The 18,510-nt window shown below is 69.2% G+C and carries 20 protein-coding genes; all 20 read left to right on the forward strand.

All coding sequences use genetic code 11. The features are described 5' to 3' along the window. Nucleotides 1-20: 20 nt before the first annotated feature. The 20 genes from fliF (at nt 21) to LQ772_RS03475 (ending at nt 18,496) form a co-directional block, all read left to right on the forward strand. The gene (gene fliF / locus LQ772_RS03380; RefSeq protein ID WP_231324009.1) at nt 21-1,694 is read left to right on the forward strand and encodes a flagellar basal-body MS-ring/collar protein FliF; all 1,674 of its coding nucleotides are present in this window, start codon (nt 21-23) and stop codon (nt 1,692-1,694) included. 24 nt (nt 1,695-1,718) lie between these two features. Further along, nucleotides 1,719-2,705: a flagellar motor switch protein FliG gene (gene fliG / locus LQ772_RS03385; RefSeq protein WP_486606325.1), complete on the forward strand. Its 987-nt coding sequence runs from the start codon at nt 1,719-1,721 to the stop codon at nt 2,703-2,705. Further along, nucleotides 2,705-3,319, forward strand: coding sequence for a flagellar assembly protein FliH (locus LQ772_RS03390; protein ID WP_231324013.1), 615 nt, complete (start codon nt 2,705-2,707; stop codon nt 3,317-3,319). Before fliG ends, LQ772_RS03390 begins: the two co-directional genes overlap by 1 nt. 40 nt (nt 3,320-3,359) lie before the next feature. Next, nucleotides 3,360-4,697 carry a flagellar protein export ATPase FliI gene (gene fliI, locus LQ772_RS03395; protein ID WP_231324015.1) on the forward strand — a complete coding sequence of 446 codons (1,338 nt, stop codon included), beginning with the start codon at nt 3,360-3,362 and terminating at the stop codon, nt 4,695-4,697. Next, nucleotides 4,694-5,122, forward strand: coding sequence for a flagellar export protein FliJ (gene fliJ, locus LQ772_RS03400; protein ID WP_231324017.1), 429 nt, complete (start codon nt 4,694-4,696; stop codon nt 5,120-5,122). The genes fliI and fliJ overlap by 4 nt, the downstream gene beginning before the upstream one ends. A gap of 67 nt (nt 5,123-5,189) precedes the next feature. Beyond that, entirely contained in the window at nt 5,190-6,203 is a 1,014-nt protein-coding gene (locus LQ772_RS03405; RefSeq protein ID WP_231324019.1) for a flagellar hook-length control protein FliK, read from the forward strand. Nucleotides 6,204-6,730: 527 nt separating this feature from the next. Continuing rightward, the gene (locus LQ772_RS03410) at nt 6,731-7,246 is read left to right on the forward strand and encodes a flagellar basal body-associated FliL family protein (RefSeq protein ID WP_231324021.1); all 516 of its coding nucleotides are present in this window, start codon (nt 6,731-6,733) and stop codon (nt 7,244-7,246) included. A gap of 14 nt (nt 7,247-7,260) precedes the next feature. Further along, on the forward strand, nt 7,261-8,274 hold the full coding sequence (gene fliM / locus LQ772_RS03415; RefSeq protein WP_231324023.1) for a flagellar motor switch protein FliM: 1,014 nt from the start codon (nt 7,261-7,263) through the stop codon (nt 8,272-8,274). After that, nucleotides 8,271-8,606 carry a flagellar motor switch protein FliN gene (gene fliN, locus LQ772_RS03420; protein ID WP_231324025.1) on the forward strand — a complete coding sequence of 112 codons (336 nt, stop codon included), beginning with the start codon at nt 8,271-8,273 and terminating at the stop codon, nt 8,604-8,606. The genes fliM and fliN overlap by 4 nt, the downstream gene beginning before the upstream one ends. 4 nt (nt 8,607-8,610) lie before the next feature. Then, nucleotides 8,611-8,991: a flagellar biosynthetic protein FliO gene (fliO, locus tag LQ772_RS03425; RefSeq protein ID WP_231324027.1), complete on the forward strand. Its 381-nt coding sequence runs from the start codon at nt 8,611-8,613 to the stop codon at nt 8,989-8,991. 47 nt (nt 8,992-9,038) lie between these two features. Then, the gene (gene fliP / locus LQ772_RS03430; RefSeq protein ID WP_275045774.1) at nt 9,039-9,809 is read left to right on the forward strand and encodes a flagellar type III secretion system pore protein FliP; all 771 of its coding nucleotides are present in this window, start codon (nt 9,039-9,041) and stop codon (nt 9,807-9,809) included. After that, on the forward strand, nt 9,806-10,075 hold the full coding sequence (gene fliQ / locus LQ772_RS03435; RefSeq protein WP_209615958.1) for a flagellar biosynthesis protein FliQ: 270 nt from the start codon (nt 9,806-9,808) through the stop codon (nt 10,073-10,075). The genes fliP and fliQ overlap by 4 nt, the downstream gene beginning before the upstream one ends. Before the next feature lie 12 nt (nt 10,076-10,087). Next, entirely contained in the window at nt 10,088-10,858 is a 771-nt protein-coding gene (fliR, locus tag LQ772_RS03440) for a flagellar biosynthetic protein FliR (protein ID WP_231324029.1), read from the forward strand. Between the two features lie 4 nt (nt 10,859-10,862). Further along, nucleotides 10,863-11,999, forward strand: a complete 1,137-nt coding sequence (gene flhB, locus LQ772_RS03445; protein WP_231324031.1) for a flagellar biosynthesis protein FlhB — start codon at nt 10,863-10,865, stop codon at nt 11,997-11,999. A gap of 27 nt (nt 12,000-12,026) precedes the next feature. After that, on the forward strand, nt 12,027-14,120 hold the full coding sequence (flhA, locus tag LQ772_RS03450; protein ID WP_231324033.1) for a flagellar biosynthesis protein FlhA: 2,094 nt from the start codon (nt 12,027-12,029) through the stop codon (nt 14,118-14,120). Nucleotides 14,121-14,231: 111 nt separating this feature from the next. Continuing rightward, complete coding sequence (gene flhF, locus LQ772_RS03455) at nt 14,232-15,653, forward strand: flagellar biosynthesis GTPase FlhF (RefSeq protein WP_231324035.1); 1,422 nt, start codon at nt 14,232-14,234, stop codon at nt 15,651-15,653. Further along, nucleotides 15,650-16,594 (forward strand): MinD/ParA family protein, encoded by a 945-nt coding sequence (locus tag LQ772_RS03460; RefSeq protein WP_425600821.1) that lies wholly within the window; start codon nt 15,650-15,652, stop codon nt 16,592-16,594. The genes flhF and LQ772_RS03460 overlap by 4 nt, the downstream gene beginning before the upstream one ends. Before the next feature lies 1 nt (nt 16,595). Further along, a complete protein-coding gene (locus tag LQ772_RS03465) occupies nt 16,596-17,402 on the forward strand; it encodes an RNA polymerase sigma factor FliA (RefSeq protein WP_231324037.1) in 807 nt (268 codons plus the stop codon). 48 nt (nt 17,403-17,450) lie between these two features. After that, a complete protein-coding gene (locus tag LQ772_RS03470; protein WP_231324039.1) occupies nt 17,451-17,858 on the forward strand; it encodes a chemotaxis response regulator CheY in 408 nt (135 codons plus the stop codon). Next, nucleotides 17,855-18,496: a protein phosphatase CheZ gene (locus tag LQ772_RS03475; protein ID WP_231324040.1), complete on the forward strand. Its 642-nt coding sequence runs from the start codon at nt 17,855-17,857 to the stop codon at nt 18,494-18,496. Before LQ772_RS03470 ends, LQ772_RS03475 begins: the two co-directional genes overlap by 4 nt. Nucleotides 18,497-18,510: the final 14 nt, after the last annotated feature.

Below are 18,510 nucleotides of genomic sequence, written 5' to 3' on the forward strand. Positions count from 1 at the left end.
TTTACGGATGATTCGTTCCCATGGCTGACAACGCCATCGCCACCACCGACAGCTCTGCCAACCGCTTCGATCTCAAGCAGCTTGCGCGCAGCCCGGCCTCGCGCCAGTTGCTGCTGCTGGTCGGCATGGCCGCGGCCGTGGCGCTGGGCGTGGCAGTGGTGCTGTGGTCGCGCGGACCCAACTGGGGCCTGCTCTACGCGGGCCTCGGCCAGCAGGACGCCGCGGCGATCACGCAGGCGCTGCAGTCGACCAACACGCCCTACCAGCTTGGCAACGACGGCAGCTCGATCATGGTGCCGGCCTCGGACCTCGCTGCGGTGCGCCTGCGCCTGGCCGGGCAGGGGCTGCCGCAGGGCACCGCCACCAACTCCGTGCCGCAAGCCGATTCGCCGTTCGGCATGAGCGACCTGGCCGAGCGCACGCGCTACCAGCAGATGCTCGAGACCGACCTGGGCAACACCATCGGCAGCCTGCAGGGCGTGCGCGCCGCGCGCGTGCACCTGGCGCTGGCCAAGCCCTCGGCCTTCATCCGCGACAGCCGCGAGGCCAGTGCCTCGGTGCTGGTCACGCTCTATCCGGGACGGCAACTGGACGCGAGCCAGGTGGCCGCGATCGTGCATCTGGTCGCCGCCTCGGTGCCGGACCTGGACGCCAAGCAGGTGTCGGTGATCGACCAGCAGGGCCAGCTGCTCACCGGCAGCGACCCGGACAGCGCCGCCGCCGTCGGCGACAGCCGCCTGCGCCTGGCCACGCGGATCGAAAACAGCTACGCGCAACGCATCGAGGAATTGCTCACCCCATTGGTCGGGCCGGGCAAGGTGCACGCACAGGTCTCGGTGGACCTGGACTTCAGCGCCACCGAGAAGGCCAGCGAGACCTTCGACCACGAACACCCGGCGCTGCGCAGCGAACAGACCAGCAGCGAACATCATGCCGATGGCACGGCCGCCGACGGTGGCGTGCCCGGCGCGCTCAGCAACCAGCCGCCGGTGATGGCCGCGCAGCCGACCGCGGCCAATCCCAACGCCGGCGGCAAGGCCGCCGTCGCGCCGGCGGCCGCCACCGCCCAGACCAACACCGGCGACAGCTCCTCCAGCGCCACCCGCAACTACGAACTGGACCGCACCATCAGCCATACCAGCGACCCGGCCGGACGGCTGGCGCGCCTGAGCGTGGCGGTGGTGGTCGACAACAAGACCGTGAGCGGCCCCAAGGGCGACGCCAGCGTCCCGTTCACGCCGCAGGAACTGGACCACCTCACTCAACTGGCCAAGAACGCGGTCGGCTTCGACCAGACCCGCGGCGACAGCGTGAGCGTCATCAACCAGGCTTTCCGCACCGCGCCGGCCGCCGACGCGCCCGAGCAACTGCCGCTGTGGCAGCGCCCCGGCGCGCTGGACCTGATCAAGCAGGCCATCGGCGTGCTGATCGCGCTGATCGTCGCCTTCGGTCTCCTGCGCCCGCTGCTCAAGGGGCTGCTGCGCAGCGCGCCGCAACCGGCGCTCGCTGGCGCCGGGCGCGTGCCTACGGTTTCCGTGCGGATTGCCGATGACGATGACGAGGGGAACCGACTGTCGGGCCCACAGGTGATCGGTTATGAGCAGAAAGTGGGCCTGGCCCGACGCATGGTCAGCGACAACCCCAAGCAGGTGGCGCAGGTGGTCAGGAACTGGGTCGGCGAGGATGGCGGCTAAGCGTCGATGAAACAGGAACCGCAAATCACCGGTGCGCAGCGCGCCGCGATCCTGCTGCTCACCCTGGGCGAGCAGGACGCCGCCGAGGTGCTCAAGCATCTGTCCGCACGCGACGTGCAGGCAGTCGGCCAGGCCATGGCCGTGCTGACCAGCGTGTCGCGCGAACAGGTCGACAAGGTGCTCACCCGGCTGCACGACGACATGGGCTCGCAGACCGCGCTCGGCGTCGGCACCGAGGACTACATCCGCAAGATCCTCACCAACGCGCTGGGCGAGACCAAGGCGGGCAACCTGATCGACCGCATCCTGCTGGGCCGTTCCAGCAAGGGGCTCGAATCGCTCAAGTGGATGGAAGGCCGCGCCATCGCCGAGATGGTCGGCCAGGAACATCCGCAGATCATCGCGCTGGTGCTGGCGCACCTGGAACACGACCAGGCCGCCGAAGTGCTCGGCTACCTGCCGGGCCGCACCCGCTCGGACGCGATCATGCGCATCGCCACGCTCGATGGCGTGCAGCCGCATGCGCTCAACGAGCTGGACGAAATCATGGAGCGCCAGTTCTCCGGCAACACCAACAAGTTGAAGTCCGCCAGCGTGGGCGGCCTCAAGGCCGCGGCCAACATCCTCAACGCGATGGAATCCTCGCGCGAGGCCGAACTGATGGCCGCCATCCGCAGCCACGACCCGGGCCTGGGCAGCAAGATCGAAGACCTGATGTTCGTCTTCGACGACCTGGTGGAGCTGGACGACCGTTCGATGCAGGCGCTGCTGCGCGAAGTGCCTTCGCCGCGCCTCATCGTGGCGCTCAAGGGCGCCGAGCCGTCGATCCGCGAAAAGATGTTCGCCAACATGTCCAAGCGCGCCGCCGACATGCTGCGCGACGACCTGGAAGTGGCCGGGCCCGTGCGCGTGTCCGAGGTGGACGCCGCGCAGAAGGAAATCCTCGGCATCGCCCGGCGCCTGGCCGATGCCGGCCAGATCACCCTCGGCGGCTCGGATGACCTGGTCTGATGAGCGCCGTCCTCAACCGCGACGCGGTCGCCGGCTACCAGCGCTGGGAGCCGCCGCAGATGGGCGACGCGCCGTCGCAGGCGCCCGCCGAGCCGGCCAACCATCCCACCGTCAGCGACCTGGAAACGCTCCAGCAGCAGGCGCGTGAGGAAGGCCATGCCGCCGGCCTCGCCCAGGGCCTGGCCGAGGCGCGCGCGCAGGGGCGCGAGCGCGTCGCAAGGCTGGAGGCGATCTGCGCCCAGGCGGCGCGCCCGCTCGACGCGCTCGATGCCGCGGTGGAACAGGAGCTTGCGCAACTGGCGCTGCTCGTCGCACGACGCGTGATCGCGGAGGAACTGGCGACCCGCCCGGAGCTGATCGTGCAGGCCGTACGCCAGGCCGTCGCCGCGCTGCCGGCCGCCACGCGCGAGCTGCGCGTGCGCCTGCATCCGGACGACCTGGCGCTGATGCGCGAGCTGGAGGCCGCCGAGACGCACTGGCAACTGGTAGCCGATCCCGCCCTCAAGCGCGGCGACTGCCTGCTCGAAAGCGAACGATCGCGGCTCGATGCGCGATTGGAGACGCGCCTGGCCGTGATGATCGATGCCGTACTGGGTGACGAGACCGGCGCATGAGCCTTCGTCGCCACCCGCTTTCCCGCAAAGAGCCCGCGGCATGAACGCCTGGTCGCAGCAACTGGCCCGCCGCCGCCAGCGCGCGCAGGCGGCCCATACGCTCACGGTCGAAGGACGATTGCGCCGCGTGGTCGGGCTCACGCTCGAGGCCGAAGGCTGCGAAGCCGCGCTCGGCGCGCGCTGCCTGGTCGACACCGCCGACGGCAGCCAGCTCGACACCGAGGTGGTCGGCTTCGCCGACGAACGCCTGTTGCTGATGCCCGTCGGCGAGATGCACGGCGTGCTGCCCAACGCCCGCGTGCGCCCGCTCAGCGACGCCGGCGGCCTGCCGGTGGGCGCGGGCCTGCTCGGACGCGTGATCGGCGCCGACGGCGTGCCGCTCGATGGCATGGGTCCGCTGGACACCGGCGAACATGCCGCGCTCAAGGCCGAACCGATCAACCCGATGGCGCGAAAGCCCATCGACACCCCGCTGGACACGGGCGTGCGCGCGATCAACGCGCTGCTCACCGTCGGTCGCGGCCAGCGCCTGGGCCTGTTCGCCGGCTCCGGCGTGGGCAAGTCCACGCTGCTGGGCATGATGACCAAATACACCGATGCCGACGTCGTGGTCGTCGGCCTGATCGGCGAGCGCGGCCGCGAAGTGAAGGAGTTTGTCGAGCACACGCTGGGCGTGGAAGGGCGCCGCCGCGCGGTGATCGTCGCCGCCCCGGCCGACGCGCCGCCGCTCAAGCGCCTGCGCGGCGCGCAGTACGCCACCGCGATCGCCGAGTGGTTCCGCGACCGCGGCCAGCGCGTGCTGCTGCTGATGGATTCGCTCACCCGCTACGCCCAGGCCCAGCGCGAGATCGCGCTGGCCATCGGCGAGCCGCCGGCGACCAAGGGCTATCCGCCGTCGGTGTTCGCCATGCTGCCGGCGCTGGTCGAACGCGCCGGCAACGATGCCGGCGGTGTCGGCTCGATCACCGCCTTCTACACCGTGCTGACCGAAGGCGACGATTACCGCCACGATCCGATCGCCGACGCGGCGCGCGCGATCCTGGACGGCCACATCGTGCTCTCGCGCGACCTGGCCGAGGCCGGCCACTACCCGGCGATCGACATCGAAGCCTCGATCAGCCGCGTGATGCCGGCGGTCACCGCCCGCGAGCACCAGCGCGCCGCGCAGCGTTTCCGTCAGGTCTATTCGGCCTACCGCCAGCAGCGCGACCTGATCGCGGTGGGCGCCTACCAGAAGGGATCCGACCCGCAGGTCGACCAGGCCATCGTGATGTGGCCCCGCCTGCGCGCGTTCCTGCAGCAGGAAGTGGACGAACCGATGAGCCTCGCCGACGGCATCGCCGCCCTCAACGCCCTGGCCGCCGAGGCCACGCAGTGAGCAAGCGCGCCGACCGACTGCAACCGGCCGCCGACCAGGCCAAACAGCGCAGCGAAGATGCGGTGCTCAAGCTCGCCGAGCAGCAGCAGCGGCTGGCCAAGGCCGAGCGCCAGCTTGCCGAACTGCGCGGCTACCGCCAGGAGTACGCCAGCCCCGGCGTCGGCGGTTTGACGGCCGTAGCGCTGATGAACCGCCAGCAATTCGTCGAGCGCATCGACCGCGCGATCGACCAGCAGGTGCTGGAGATCGAACGCCAGCGCCAATCGCTCGATCAGATGCGCGGGTCCTGGCGCGACGCGCATGCCCGCGAAGCCGCGCTGGACAACGTGATCGACCGTTATCGCGAGCAGGAACGCAAGACCGAGGAGCGCCGCGAGCAGAACGACATCGACGAGCGCATGCAGCATCGGCGACCCGCCCGATAGGCCTTGGCGCGAAGTTTGCTGGACTGACTCGACGCATGCCGTTTGAAGCCTTGATGAGGAAGTGCCCATGAGCGCGACCACCGCCGCCGTGAACCCCGTCCAGCCGGCTCCGCCGCCGGCCCGCCCTGCCGCGGACCCGGCCGCCCGGTCGGACGACAGCCGCTTCGACCGCCACCTGGACGCCGCCCGCCAGCAGCACGGCGAGTCGCAGGACAAGCCGGCGCAGGACGAGGGCAAGCATGAGGTGGCGAAGGCCAAGGGTTCCTCGAAGACCGACGCCGACAAACAGAAGCCGGCCGACGCAAGCGCGAAGGACCCGAGCGACGCGGATGCCGCCGCGCTGGCGGCGGCCATGCTGGCGCTGATCGGCCAGGCCGCGCCGGCCAAGCCGCTCGCCGCGGCCGGCATGCCGGCGCATGCGGCGACCGGCGCCATCGCCGATGGCGCCGCCGCCAAGGCGCCGGCCGCGCTGGTGTTGCTCGCCAATACCGCGGCCGCGGCAGCGACGGCCAAGCCAGCGATCAGCCTCGATGCCAATGCGTTGGCGCCGATGCTGGCCAAGCCCGCCGAGCAGAAGGACGCGTCGATCGATGTCGCGCAGCTGGGCAGCCTGTCCGCCAACCCGATGCCCGTGCCCGACGCCGGCACGACCGCGGCGCCGGCGCACAACCTCAACCTCGCCAGCCCCGCCGGCACGCCGGCCTTCGCGCAGGAGCTGGGCCAGCACGTGGTCTGGCTGGGCCAGCAGGACGTCAAGCAGGCGCGCATCCGTTTGCATCCGGAAGACCTGGGCACGCTCGACGTCAAGGTCAGCCTGAACCACGACCGCGTCGACGTGAGTTTCGCCGTGCAGCATCCGGCGGCCGTGCACGCCGTGCAGCAGACCCTGCCGCAGCTGGACGCGTTGCTGGCGCAGCATGGCCTGGCGCTGGGCCAGGCCGACGTGGGCCAGCGCCAGCAGCATGGCGAAGGTGGTCGTGGTGGCGAGGCGGCGGGTGCGATCGGAGAGGTCGACGCCGAACCGGCCGTGATGGCCAGCATGCCGGTGGCCGCGCTCGGGATGCTCGATACGTTCGCCTGACGCGGAGCGCCCTGCGACTCTGGTCTGCGGCCTGCGCCCCAAGGTGAACGGGGTTTTCCGGTCGTTCTTCCCGCAACGTTTCCATCGTCCCATCCTTGCCGAGCGCAGGCGCGCAGCGCCGAAACCGAAGCGCCTCGCCCCGGCCCAATCCCTCTCCCGCCAGGAGAGGTGCCGAAGGGCGGGTGGGAGTCCGGGCAAAGCAGGGCGCATCGGCGCCATCGAACGGTCCTCCCGACGCTTCTCCCGATGGGAGAGCGTGGCCGAGCCTCGCGTGCCTCGCCCATCCCGTTCGCGCTGAGCGCAGGCGCACCGCGCCCGAAGTCGGAGCGCTCCCGACCCGCCGATTTCCAGACACCCGTCGTGATCGCGACGCGCCCGTTCCCCGGCGCGCGTCAAGAAAGCGCCGCGCCTGCCGCAAACCAAGCAGGACCAAGCCCTCCCGCCGTGGCACGCGGATTGCAACAAGGTCCCTGCAAGGTGGCGCCCCCGGGAGCCAACAAGAAAAACAACACCGAGGTTTTCAAGGCATGGCAATTACGGAAGAAGAAGCGGTAGCGGTGGCGCCACCGAAGAAAAAGCGCTCGCTGCTGGTGATCGGCCTGGTGGTGGCGCTGCTGGCGGTGTCCGGCGCGTGCGCGTACCTGTTCGTATCGCACGGGCAGCACAAGCCCGCCACGGCGGCGGCCGGTAAGGACGCCGGCGACGCCCAGCCGACCAAGATCCAGCCCGAATACTTCCTGCCGCTGGACCCGGCTTTCGTCGTCAACTTCCGCGACGACGACGCCATGCGCTACCTGCAGGTCGGCGTGACCCTGATGTCGCACGACCAGGCCGCGCTGGACACCGTCAAGGGTGTGGACCCGGTCGTGCGCAACGCGCTGGTGATGCTGTTCAGCCGCCAGAACTACTCGATCCTCAGCGACCCCGTCGGCAAGCAGAAGCTGCAGGCCGATGCGCTGGACGCGGTGCGCAAGATCGTCGCGGCGCGCACCGGCAAGCCCGGCATCGACGCGTTGTACTTCACCAGCTTCGTGATGCAGTGAGGCCCTGAGCGCCCATGAGCGATCTTCTTTCCCAGGACGAAATCGACGCGCTGCTCGACGGCGTCACCGGCGGCAGCGTCGCCACCGGCGAGGACGAGCCACCTCCCACCGAGGCGGTGCAGTCCTACGACTTCACCCAGCAGGACCGTATCGTGCGCGGCCGGCTGCCAACGCTGGAGATGGTCAACGATCGCTTCGCGCGCTTCTTCCGCCTGGGCGTGTTCAACGTCCTGCGCAAGAGCTGCGAGGTGTCGGTGCTCGGCGTGAAGATGGTCAAGTTCGCCGAGTACGTGCACAGCCTGGCCGTGCCGAGCAACCTCAACCTGGTGAAGATCAAGCCGCTGCGCGGCACCGCGCTGGTGGTGTTCGAGCCGCGGCTGGTGTTCACCGTGATCGACAACTTCTTCGGCGGCGACGGCCGCTTCCACGCGCGCATCGAGGGTCGCGATTTCAGCGCGATCGAAAACCGCGTGATCCAGATCATGCTCACCGAGCTGTTCGGCGCCATGACCGAGGCGTGGAACCCGGTGCTGCCGCTGGAGTTCGAGTACATGAACTCCGAGATCAACCCGCAGTTCGCCAATATCGTCAGCCCCACGGAAACCGTGGTCGTCTCGCGCTTCCACGTCGAACTCGACGGCGGCGGCGGCGAAATCCACCTGACCCTGCCGTACGCGATGGTCGAGCCGATCCGCACGCTGCTCGACGCCGGCGTGCAGAGCGACCTGGCCGACCGCGACGACCGCTTCACCGAGCACCTGCACGAGGAAGTGCTCGACGCCGAGGTCGAGATCAGCTCGCTGCTGATCGAGGCGCAGCTGTCCATCGGGGATTTCCTGGGCCTTCGCCCGGGTGACGTGATCCCGGTGACGCTGCCCGAACTTTGCACCGTCTTCGCCGAAGACGTGCCGGTGTTCCGCGGCCGCTACGGCCAGGCCAACGGCCACACGGCGATCCAGTTCCAGGCCCAGGTCGGCCGGCGCGAAAGGCGCGCGGCCGGCGAATTCATCGAGAAGAAAAGCGCATGAACGCCAACGACGCCGCGGTCGCCGACCGCATCGACTCCGACACCCTGGCCGGCTTCGCCAGCGAAACCGGTGACGTCAACCTGGACATGATCCTGGACGTGCCGGTGATCCTGGCCATGGAAGTCGGCCGCACCCGGATCAGCATCCGCAACCTGCTGCAGTTGAACCAGGGCTCGGTGGTGGAACTGGACCGCGCCGCCGGCGAACCGCTGGACGTGTTCGTCAACGGCACCCTCGTCGCGCACGGCGAGGTGGTGGTGATCAACGAGAAGTTCGGCATCCGCCTGACCGACGTGGTCAGCCCGGCCGAGCGCGTGCGCAAACTGCGTTGATCCGATGCTCGCCCTGATCTTCGCCGCGCCCGCCGCCACGCCCGACATCAACGTCGGCGGGGAGTTGTTGCGGGTGCTCTTGAGCCTGGCAGCGGTGATCGCGCTGATCTTCGTGGCCGGGTGGATGAGCCGCCGCCTGCAGGCGCGCAACCTGCCGGGTGGCCGGCGCATCCGCTGCGTGGAATCGATGGCGGTCGGCGCGCGCGAGCGTGTGCTGCTGATCGACGCCGACGGCAAGCGCCTGCTGGTCGGCGTGGGGCAGGGTGGCCTGCGCACCCTGCACGTGTACGAAGGCGTGGCTCCGGCCGATGCCAACCCGCCGGCGCCGCTGCCGGTCGCTCCCAACTTCGCGCAACTGCTGTCGCGCTGGAAAGGCAAGTCGTGAAACTGTTTTCCTTCTGCGGCGCGCGCTGGGTGCTCGCGCTGGTGCTGATGTTGTTGCCGTTGTTCGCCTTCGCCGCACCGCAGGCCACACCCGGCCCGGCGGCGCCGGCACTGAGCATGCCGGCGAGCCCTGCCATGCCGGGCGGCATCCCGGTGCTGACCGTGCACGACGCGCCTGGCGGCGCGAAGAACTGGACGCTGTCACTGCAGTTGCTGGGTCTGATGACGGTCCTGACGCTGCTGCCGGCGATTCTTTTGATGATGACCTCGTTCACCCGGATCATCATCGTGCTCGGCTTCCTGCGCCAGGCGCTGGGCACGCAGTCGACGCCGCCCAACCAGGTGCTGCTCGGGCTGGCGCTGTTCCTGACGATGTTCGTGATGGGCCCGGTGTTCAACAAGGCGTACAGCGATGGCGTCAAGCCGTACATGGACGGCCAGCTGACCGCCGAGCAGGCGTTGCCCGCCGCCAGCGCGCCGTTCAAGCGCTTCATGCTCGACCAGACCCGTGATGCCGACCTTCAGCTGTTCACCCAGCTGGCCAAGGAGAAGCCCTACGCCAGCAAGGACGACGTGCCGTTCCGCGTGGCGATGCCGGCGTTCCTGACGAGCGAGCTGAAAACCGCGTTCCAGATGGGCTTCCTGCTGTTCATCCCGTTCCTGATCATCGACCTGGTGGTCGCCAGCGTGCTGATGTCGATGGGCATGATGATGGTCTCGCCGATGATCATCTCGCTGCCGTTCAAGATCATGCTGTTCGTGCTGGTGGATGGCTGGACGCTGCTGATCGGGACGCTGGCGGGGAGCTTCTACACGTGACCCCGGAATCCGTCATTCAATTCGGCCAGCACGCGCTGTACATCGCGATCCTGGTCGCCGCGCCGCTGCTTCTCACCGCGCTGGCCGTGGGCCTGCTGGTCGGCGTGATCCAGGCGGCCACGCAGATCAACGAGATGACCCTCTCGTTCATCCCCAAGCTGATCGCCATGGCGGTGGTCGCGCTGATCACCGGTCCGTGGATGCTGCGCACCCTGGTGCAGTTCACGCGGCAACTGATCGAGGGGCTGCCCGGTGCCGTCAAATAGTGGGGCCGTGAAATGACCACGGTGGACCTGGCCCAGCTGGAGAACTGGCTGGGCGGCCTGCTGTGGGCGCTGGGCCGCGTCGGCGGCCTGTGCCTGATCGCGCCGGTGCTGGGTTCGGGCGTGATTCCCGCGCGCATCCGCGTCGCTCTGGTGGTGATGCTGACGCTGGTGCTGGCGCCGCTCGCGCCCGCAGCGGTCGATCCGCTCAGCGCCAGCGGCGTGGCGACGATGGTCAGCCAGATCCTGATCGGCGCCTCGGTCGGCTTCGTGCTCAAGCTGGTGTTCGAAGCGGTGGCGTTTGGCGGCGAGCTGGTGGGGCAGGGCATGAGCCTGGGCTTCGCCGAAGTGGTCAACCCGGGCGGCGGCGGCAGTACGCCGGTGCTCAGCCAGTTCTACATGGTCCTGGTGACCTTGCTGTTCCTGGCGCTCAACGGCCACCTGCGGCTGATCCAGCTGCTGGCCGACAGCTTCCAGACGCTGCCGCCAGGCCCCGTCGCGATCAATGCCGAAGGGTTGCACGCGGTGGTGCTGTTCGGCACACATCTTTTCGCCGGCGCGGTGCGCGTGGCGCTGCCGGCGGTCACCGCGCTTTTGGTGGTGAACATCGGTTTTGCCGCGATCAGTCGCGCAGCGCCTTCGATGAACCTGTTCGCGGTCGGCTTCCCGATCACCCTGTGCCTGGGTTCGATCGCGCTGTGGATGGGTCTGCGCGCGCTCCCGGGTGCGTTCGAAACGCTGCAGGACAGCGCCTGGTCGCTGATGCACGAACTGGTCGGAGGCTGATGTCATGGCCGAGAACGACGACCAGGAACGCACAGAACAACCATCGGAAAAACGGCTCAAAGAGGCCCGCGAAAAAGGCGACGTACCCCGATCGCGCGACCTTTCCGGCGCCCTGGTGGTGCTGGCCGGCGTGGCGGCGTTGCTCTCGGGCAGCGAAGGGGCGATGGCGCATGCCCGCACCATCTACAGCTTGGGGCTTTCCTACAGCCGCGACGCGCTGTTCTCCGATGCGCTGCCTGCCCGGGTACTCGGCATGGCGGTGCACGAGGCGCTGATGCTGTTCATGCCGGTGGCTGTGGCGACCGTGCTGGCGGCCTTCGCGGGGCCGATGCTGCTCGGCGGCATCAGCTTCAGCGGCCAGGCGTTGCAGCCGAAGTTCGACCGGCTCAACCCGGTCGCCGGCCTGGGCCGCCTGGTCTCCATGCGCGGGCTGGTCGAGCTGGTCAAGTCGCTGGTCAAGCTGCTCTTCATCGGTGGCGCGCTGGCGCTGCTGCTCAAGCATTCGGTGGATGAGCTGCAGGCACTGGGCCGCGCGGACGTGGCGCTTGGCGTGGCCCGTGCGATGTCGCTGCTGGGCCGCTCGGCATTGCTGTTCGGCGCGCTGCTCGCGCTGATCGGCGGCGCGGACGCGCTCTACCAGAAGTTCGACCACGCCAAGCGCCTGCGCATGACCAGGCAGGAACTCAAGGACGAGGCCAAGGAAACCGAGGGCAACCCCGAACTCAAGGGCCGCATCCGCCAGGTGCAGTTCGAGATGTCGCGCCGCCGGATGATGCAGGAGCTGCCCAAGGCCGACGTCATCGTCACCAACCCGACCCACTTCGCCGTCGCGCTGAAATACGACGAAAACGGCGCCGGCGCGCCGCGCGTGATCGCCAAGGGCGTGGACGTGCTGGCCCAGCAGATCCGCCTGGTGGCAAGCGGCCACCGCATCCCGATGGTCGAGGCGCCGCCGCTGGCACGCGCCTTGTATGCGACTACCTCGCTGGGCCGGGAAATCCCGGTCTCGCTGTACGTGGCGGTGGCCCAGATCCTGGCCTACGTCTACCAGCTGAAGCAGGCGACGGCACGTGGCGACGAGCCGCCGCCGGCGCCGCAGCCCCAGGTCGATCCGGACCTGATGGGCCCATACAAGCTCTAGAAATTCAGGTTCTAAGGGGAATACCGCATGGCCGCCGCTGGCGCAATGGAATCTCTCAAGCAGCTCGGACGCCGCGGCGTCGGCGCGCCGGTGGTCATGCTGGCGATGCTGGCGATGGTCATGCTGCCGATGCCGCCGTTCCTGCTGGACATGCTGTTCAGCTTCAACATCGCGCTGTCGCTCGTCATTTTGTTGGCGGTGATCTACGTGATGCGGCCGCTGGAGTTCGCAGCTTTTCCGACGGTCGTGCTGATGGCGACGCTTTTACGTCTCGCCCTGAACATCGCCTCGACCCGCGTGGTGCTGCTGCACGGCCACGACGGCCCGGGGGCGGCCGGCAAGGTGATCGAGGCGTTCGGCGAGTTCGTCATCGGCGGCAACTTCGCGGTCGGCCTGGTGGTGTTCGCGATCCTCACCATCATCAACTTCGTGGTGGTCACCAAAGGCGCCACCCGCGTATCGGAAGTGACCGCCCGCTTCACCCTGGACGCGATGCCCGGCAAGCAGATGGCGATCGACGCCGATCTCAACGCCGGCCTGCTGACCCAGGAGCAAGCACGGGAGAGGCGCCAGGAAGTACGCGAGGAAGCGGACTTCTACGGCTCGATGGACGGTGCGTCCAAGTTCGTCCGCGGCGACGCCACGGCCGGCATCCTGATCCTCTTCATCAACATCATCGGCGGCTTCTTCGTCGGCATGTTCCAGCACGGCCTGGGCGCCGGCGAATCGGCCAAGACCTACACCCTGCTCACCATCGGCGACGGCCTGGTCGCGCAGGTGCCGGCGCTGATGCTCTCGATCGCCACCGCGGTGATCGTCACCCGCGTGTCCAAGTCCCAGGACATGGGCAAGCAGGTGATCGGCCAGGTGTTCGGCCAGCCGCGCGCGCTGGCGGTGGCCGGCGCGGTGCTGGGCGTGATGGGCCTGATCCCGGGCATGCCGAACCTCGCCTTCCTGCTGCTGGGCGGCTGCTGCGGCGGCGCGGCGTACCTGATGATCAAGCGCGAGCGCGAGACGAAGGAAAAGCTGGCCGAGGCGATCGCCGAACCGGCTGCCGCGCCTGCCGTTCCCCCCGAGCGCATGGAGCTCAACTGGGACGACGTCGCCAGCGTTGATCCGCTGGGCCTGGAAGTGGGCTACCGGCTGATCCCGCTGGTGGACACCCACCAGGGCGGCGAGCTGATGGGGCGGATCAAGTCGGTCCGCCGCAAGCTCTCGCAGGAATTCGGCTTCCTGGTGCCGGCGGTGCACATCCGCGACAACCTGGACCTGGGGCCCAACACCTACCGCGTGACCCTGATGGGCGTGCCGATGGGCGAGGCCGAAGTGCACAGCGAGCGCCTGATGGCGATCAACCCCGGTCGCGTGCACGGTCCGCTGCAGGGCATCCAGACCAAGGACCCGGCGTTCGGGCTCGAAGCGGTCTGGATCGAGCAGGGCCAGCGCGAGATGGCGCAGAGCCTGGGCTACACCGTGGTCGACCCGGCCACCGTGGTGGCCACGCACCTGTCGCACATCCTGCAGACCCACGCGCACGAACTGATCAGCCACCAGGACGTGCAGCAGCTGCTGGACCGCCTGGCGCAGACCGCGCCCAAGCTGGTCGAGGACCTCGTGCCCAAGCGCATGGCGCTGGGCGTGGTGGTCAAGGTGCTGCAGAACCTGCTCGCCGAGCGCGTGCCGATCCGCAACATGCGCACCATCGTCGAAACCTTGGCGGAGCACGCGGGCCAGAGTCAGGATCCCGGCATGCTCACCGCCGCCGTGCGCGTCGCGCTGGGCCGCCAGATCGTGCAGGAGATCACGGGGCTGGGCACCGAGGTGCCGGTCATCACGCTGGCGCCGGAGCTCGAGCAGATCCTCATGAACTCGCTCTCCGGCGGTGGCGTGGCTGGCGCGGCGGTCGAACCGGGCCTGGCCGACCGGCTGCAGCAGAGCGTCGCCGACGCCGCGCGCCGCCAGGAAATGAGCGGCGAAGCGGCGGTATTGCTGGTCGCGCCGCAGCTTCGTCCGTGGCTCGCGCGCTTCACCCGCCACGTGGCACAGAACCTGCACGTACTGGCCTACAACGAGGTGCCGGACAACCGCAGGGTGCGGCTGGTCCAGGCGCTGGGACGTTAAAGGCCGGGAGACGGGCATCGTGATTCGCCAGTTGCACATGCAGACAGCGCAAGGCCCTGGGGCCGCCGCGGCGATGGACACGATGGCCGCGACCCGCTTGCGGAGCAGGCAATGAAGATCAAACGTTTCGTGGCGCCGGACATGCGCCAGGCGATGCGCGAAGTACGCGAAGAGCAGGGACCCGATGCGGTGATCCTGTCCACGCGCAAGCTCGACGAAGGCATCGAGATCATCGCCGCCGTCGATTACGACGAGGCGCTGGTGCGCGAAGCCGCGCGCCATGGCGCGGCCCCCGCGCCGGCCGCCGAGCCCCCGGCGCTGCCGCCGCGTGCCGCCGCCATACCGCCGCCGCCGGTGCGCGAGGCGCGCGTCGAAACGCTGGCGCCTGCCAATCGTCCGACGCCGATCGAGACCGCCGCGAAGGCCTCGGTCGCCGCGGAGGAAAGAGAGCCGAAGCCGGTGCGTGCCGAAGTGCGCGCTCCGCACGCCTCGCCCCGCGCCCAGGCCGAGGGTCTGGTCCAGGCGAAGGCGCAACCGTCGCCGTCTCAGCCGGCGCCCGAGGCCCCGGCCGAGCCGGCGGTCCATCCGTTGATCGAGCGTGCCGCGCAGGACACGGTGCGCATGCGCGCAGAGCTTTCCAGCCTGCGCGAGATGCTCGAGATGCAGCTCTCCAGCCTCGCCTGGAACGACATGGAACGCCGCCAGCCGATGCACACCCGCGTGCTGCGCGAGCTGACCCGGCTGGGCATCGACGCCGACGTCGCCCGCGCGCTGGCCGATGAACTGCCGCCGCAGATGACGCCCGAACAGGCGCGCTACCTGCCGCTGGGCATGTTGAGCCGTGGCATCGCCGTCAGCGGCCGCGGCCGCTCGGACGAAGCCGGCGTTACCGCGCTGGTCGGCCCGACCGGCGTGGGCAAGACCACGACGCTGGCGAAACTCGCGGCCCGGGCAGTGGTGCGCCACGGCGCCTCGCAGGTCGCGCTGGTCAGTACCGACCATTACCGCATCGGCGCTGCCGCGCAACTGGAGCACTACGGTCGCCTGCTCGGCGTGCGGGTGTACCCGGCGTACGACGCGCAGAGCCTGCGTCAGGTGCTGGAACTGCTGAAGGGTTGCCACACCGTGCTGGTCGACACCGCGGGCCTGGCCGGCAACGACCCGCGGCTGAAAGAACAGCTCGAGGCGCTGGGCGAGGCCGGCGACCTGCGCGTCTGCCTGGTGCTGGCCGCCAATGCGCAGGCGCAGTCGCTGGAAGAAGCCGTGCGCGCGTACCTGCCGGCCAATCCGCACGCGGCGATCCTGACCAAACTCGACGAGGCGCCCAGCCTCGGCGGTGCACTGTCGGTGCTTATCCGCCACCGGCTGGCGCTGGACTACACCACCGACGGCCAGCGCGTGCCCGAGGACATCGCCGCCGCCGATGCACGCCTCTTGGTGTGCCGCGCCGCGCAGGCGCTCAAGGGCAATGCGCCGGCCGCCGACGAGGCGGTGCTGGCCGAGCGTTTCGGGACGATGGTGGCCCAGGCATGAGCGGAATCCTTGCAATGAATCAGGCGTGGGGCTTGAAAGACATGTTCAACGCGATCACGGGCGAGCGCGATGCCGCGCCGGCCGCACCGCACCGGCCGCACCAGGCGACCAACGCAGGCGCACCGCGCCGCCGCTGCCGCGCGATCGCGGTCGCCGGCGGCAAGGGCGGCGTCGGCAAGACCACCGTGGCGGTCAACCTCGGGATGAGCCTGGCGATGGCCGGGCGCGAGGTGATGCTGCTGGATGCCGACATGGGCCTGGCCAATGTCGACGTACTGCTCGGCCTGGCGCCCTCGCGCCACCTGGGCCACCTGCTGGACGGCACGGCCACGCTGGAGGAGCTGCTGCTTGACGCCCCCCACGGGCTCAAGGTCATCCCCGGCGGCTCCGGCGCGCGGCGCCTGGCGCAGCTGGGCAACGGCGAGCATGCCGCGGTGATCCGCGCGTTCGACGAGCTGCCCCGTCCGCCGGACTACCTGCTGGTCGATACCGCCGCGGGCCTGTCGGACAACGTGGCGATGTTCGCCGCGGCGGCCGACGACGTCGTGCTGGTGGTTTGCGACGAGCCGGCCTCGCTCACCGACGCCTATGCGCTGATCAAGGTCCTCTCCCGCGACTTTGGCGTGCGCCGCTTCCGCTTCGTCGCCAACATGGTGCGCAACCTGGGCGAGGCCCGCGCGCTGCACCAGAAGCTGGCCAAGGTCAGCGACCGCTTCCTGGACGTGGTGCTGGATTTCTTCGGGTTCGTGCCGCAGGACGAGCGGCTCAAGCAGGCCATCCGGCGCCAGAACGCGGTGGTGGACATGTGGCCGGCGGCGCGTTCGTCGCAGGCATTCAAGCAATTGGCAGGTGCGGTCGATAACTGGGAGGAACCCGCGCGCGCGGGCCTGGACCGCATCGCATTCTTCGGTGGCCAGGCCGTGACGGCGTCGGGGTGGTGAGATGAGCGTGGCATCGGAATATCTCCAGCTGCAAAAACAGAGTGCAGATGAGTTGGTGCGCCAGCACGCGCCACTGGTGCGTCGTATTGCCTATCACCTGATGGGCCGTCTTCCCCCCAGCGTGGACGTGGGCGACCTGATCCAGTCCGGCATGATCGGCCTGCTCGAGGCCGCGCGGCACTACGCCACCGACCGCGCCGCCAGCTTCGAGACCTACGCCGGCATCCGCATCCGCGGCGCCATGCTCGACGAGCTGCGCAAGACAGACTGGACCCCCCGCTCGGTGCACCGCAAGGTGCGCGAAGTGGCCGAGGTGGTGCGCCAGATCGAGATCGAGACCGGCGCCGACGCCGAGGATGCCGAAGTCATCAAGCGCCTCGGCGTGAGCGCGGAGGACTACCACCAGATTCTCGCCGACGCCGCCAGCGCGCGCCTGCTCAGCCTCACCGCGCCGGACGACGGCGACGGCGCGCCAGCCTTCGACGTGGTCGACCAGGGCACCCTGGGGCCGGCCGAGAGCATCGAGCAGGACGGCCTGCGCCAGGCGTTGATCGACGGCATCTCCGGCCTGCCCGAGCGCGAGCAGCTGGTGATGTCGCTGTACTACGAGCAGGAATTGAACCTGAAGGAAATCGGCGCCGTGCTCGGCGTGACCGAGTCGCGCGTGTGCCAGATCCACGGCCAGGCGATCGTGCGGCTGCGTGCGCGCATGGGCGACTGGCGCGACGACGTGCAGGGGGAGTCGGAAACCGGCACCCGCAAAGGCAAGGGCCGCCGCGCTTCATCCGATCGTTCCGTTTCCCGCTGACCCCTCCGACTTCCGATCCCGAATCCCGATTTCCTACCAGAGGAACCAATGGACAAGAACATGAAAATCCTCGTGGTGGACGACTTCTCCACCATGCGGCGCATCGTCAGGAACCTGCTGGTGGAGCTGGGTTTCACCAACACGCTGATCCAGGAAGCCGACGACGGCAACAACGCGCTGACCATGCTGAAAAGCCAGCCGTTCGACATGGTCGTGACCGACTGGAACATGCCCAACATGACCGGCATCGACCTGTTGCGCGCGATCCGCGCCGAACCCTCGCTCAAGGGCCTGCCGGTGCTGATGGTTACCGCCGAGAACAACCGCGACCAGATCATCGCCGCGGCCCAGGCGGGCGTGAACGGCTACATCGTCAAGCCGTTCAACGCGGTCACGCTGAAGGAGAAGCTCACCAAGATCTTCGAGCGCCTGGCCGCCGCGGGAGCCAGCGCATGAGCGCCGTGCTTTCCACCTTCGACGAAACCGCGCTGCCGCAAGAGCTGCAGGACCTGCTCAACAGCGAAGATGGCGCGGCCTTCGAGCACGCGCTCGATGCGCTGGTGCGCCAGCGCGAGCAGCACCTGTTCCGGGCGTTGGGCCTGCTCGCGCGCGACCTGCATGGCGCGGTCAGCCGGCTCGGCAACGACCTGGCGCACGAAGGTGTGCCGGGCAAGGTCGCCGACGTGCGCAAGCACCTGAACGACGTGCTGGAGATGAGCGCCCAGGCGGCCCATCGCAGCATCGATTTCGCCGAACGCATGAGCCCCGAGGCCGACGCGCTGGCGCAGAGCGCCGAGCAGGTGCTCGCCTCGGCGGCACCATGCGACCCGGTCGCGGACCTGGCGCGCCAGGCCGGCAACTTCGCAGGCGCATGCCGCGAGGGCCTCAACGACATGGTGATGGCGCAGTCCTGGCAGGATCTGTCCGGCCAGCGCATCAAGAAGGTGGTCAACTTCATCGAGTCGGTGGAGTCCTCGCTGCTGGAGCTGGTCCGCCTGACCGGTGCATTGTCCGGCCGCGAGCCGCCGCCGGTGGTTGAGAAGATCTCCGGCCAGGACGAGGCGGACCGCCTGCTCAGCGAATTCGGTTTCTAAGGGAGTCCCAGGCG

The sequence above is a fragment of the Frateuria edaphi genome, from assembly GCF_021117405.1.
In the GTDB taxonomy this organism is placed as follows: domain Bacteria; phylum Pseudomonadota; class Gammaproteobacteria; order Xanthomonadales; family Rhodanobacteraceae; genus Frateuria_A; species Frateuria_A edaphi.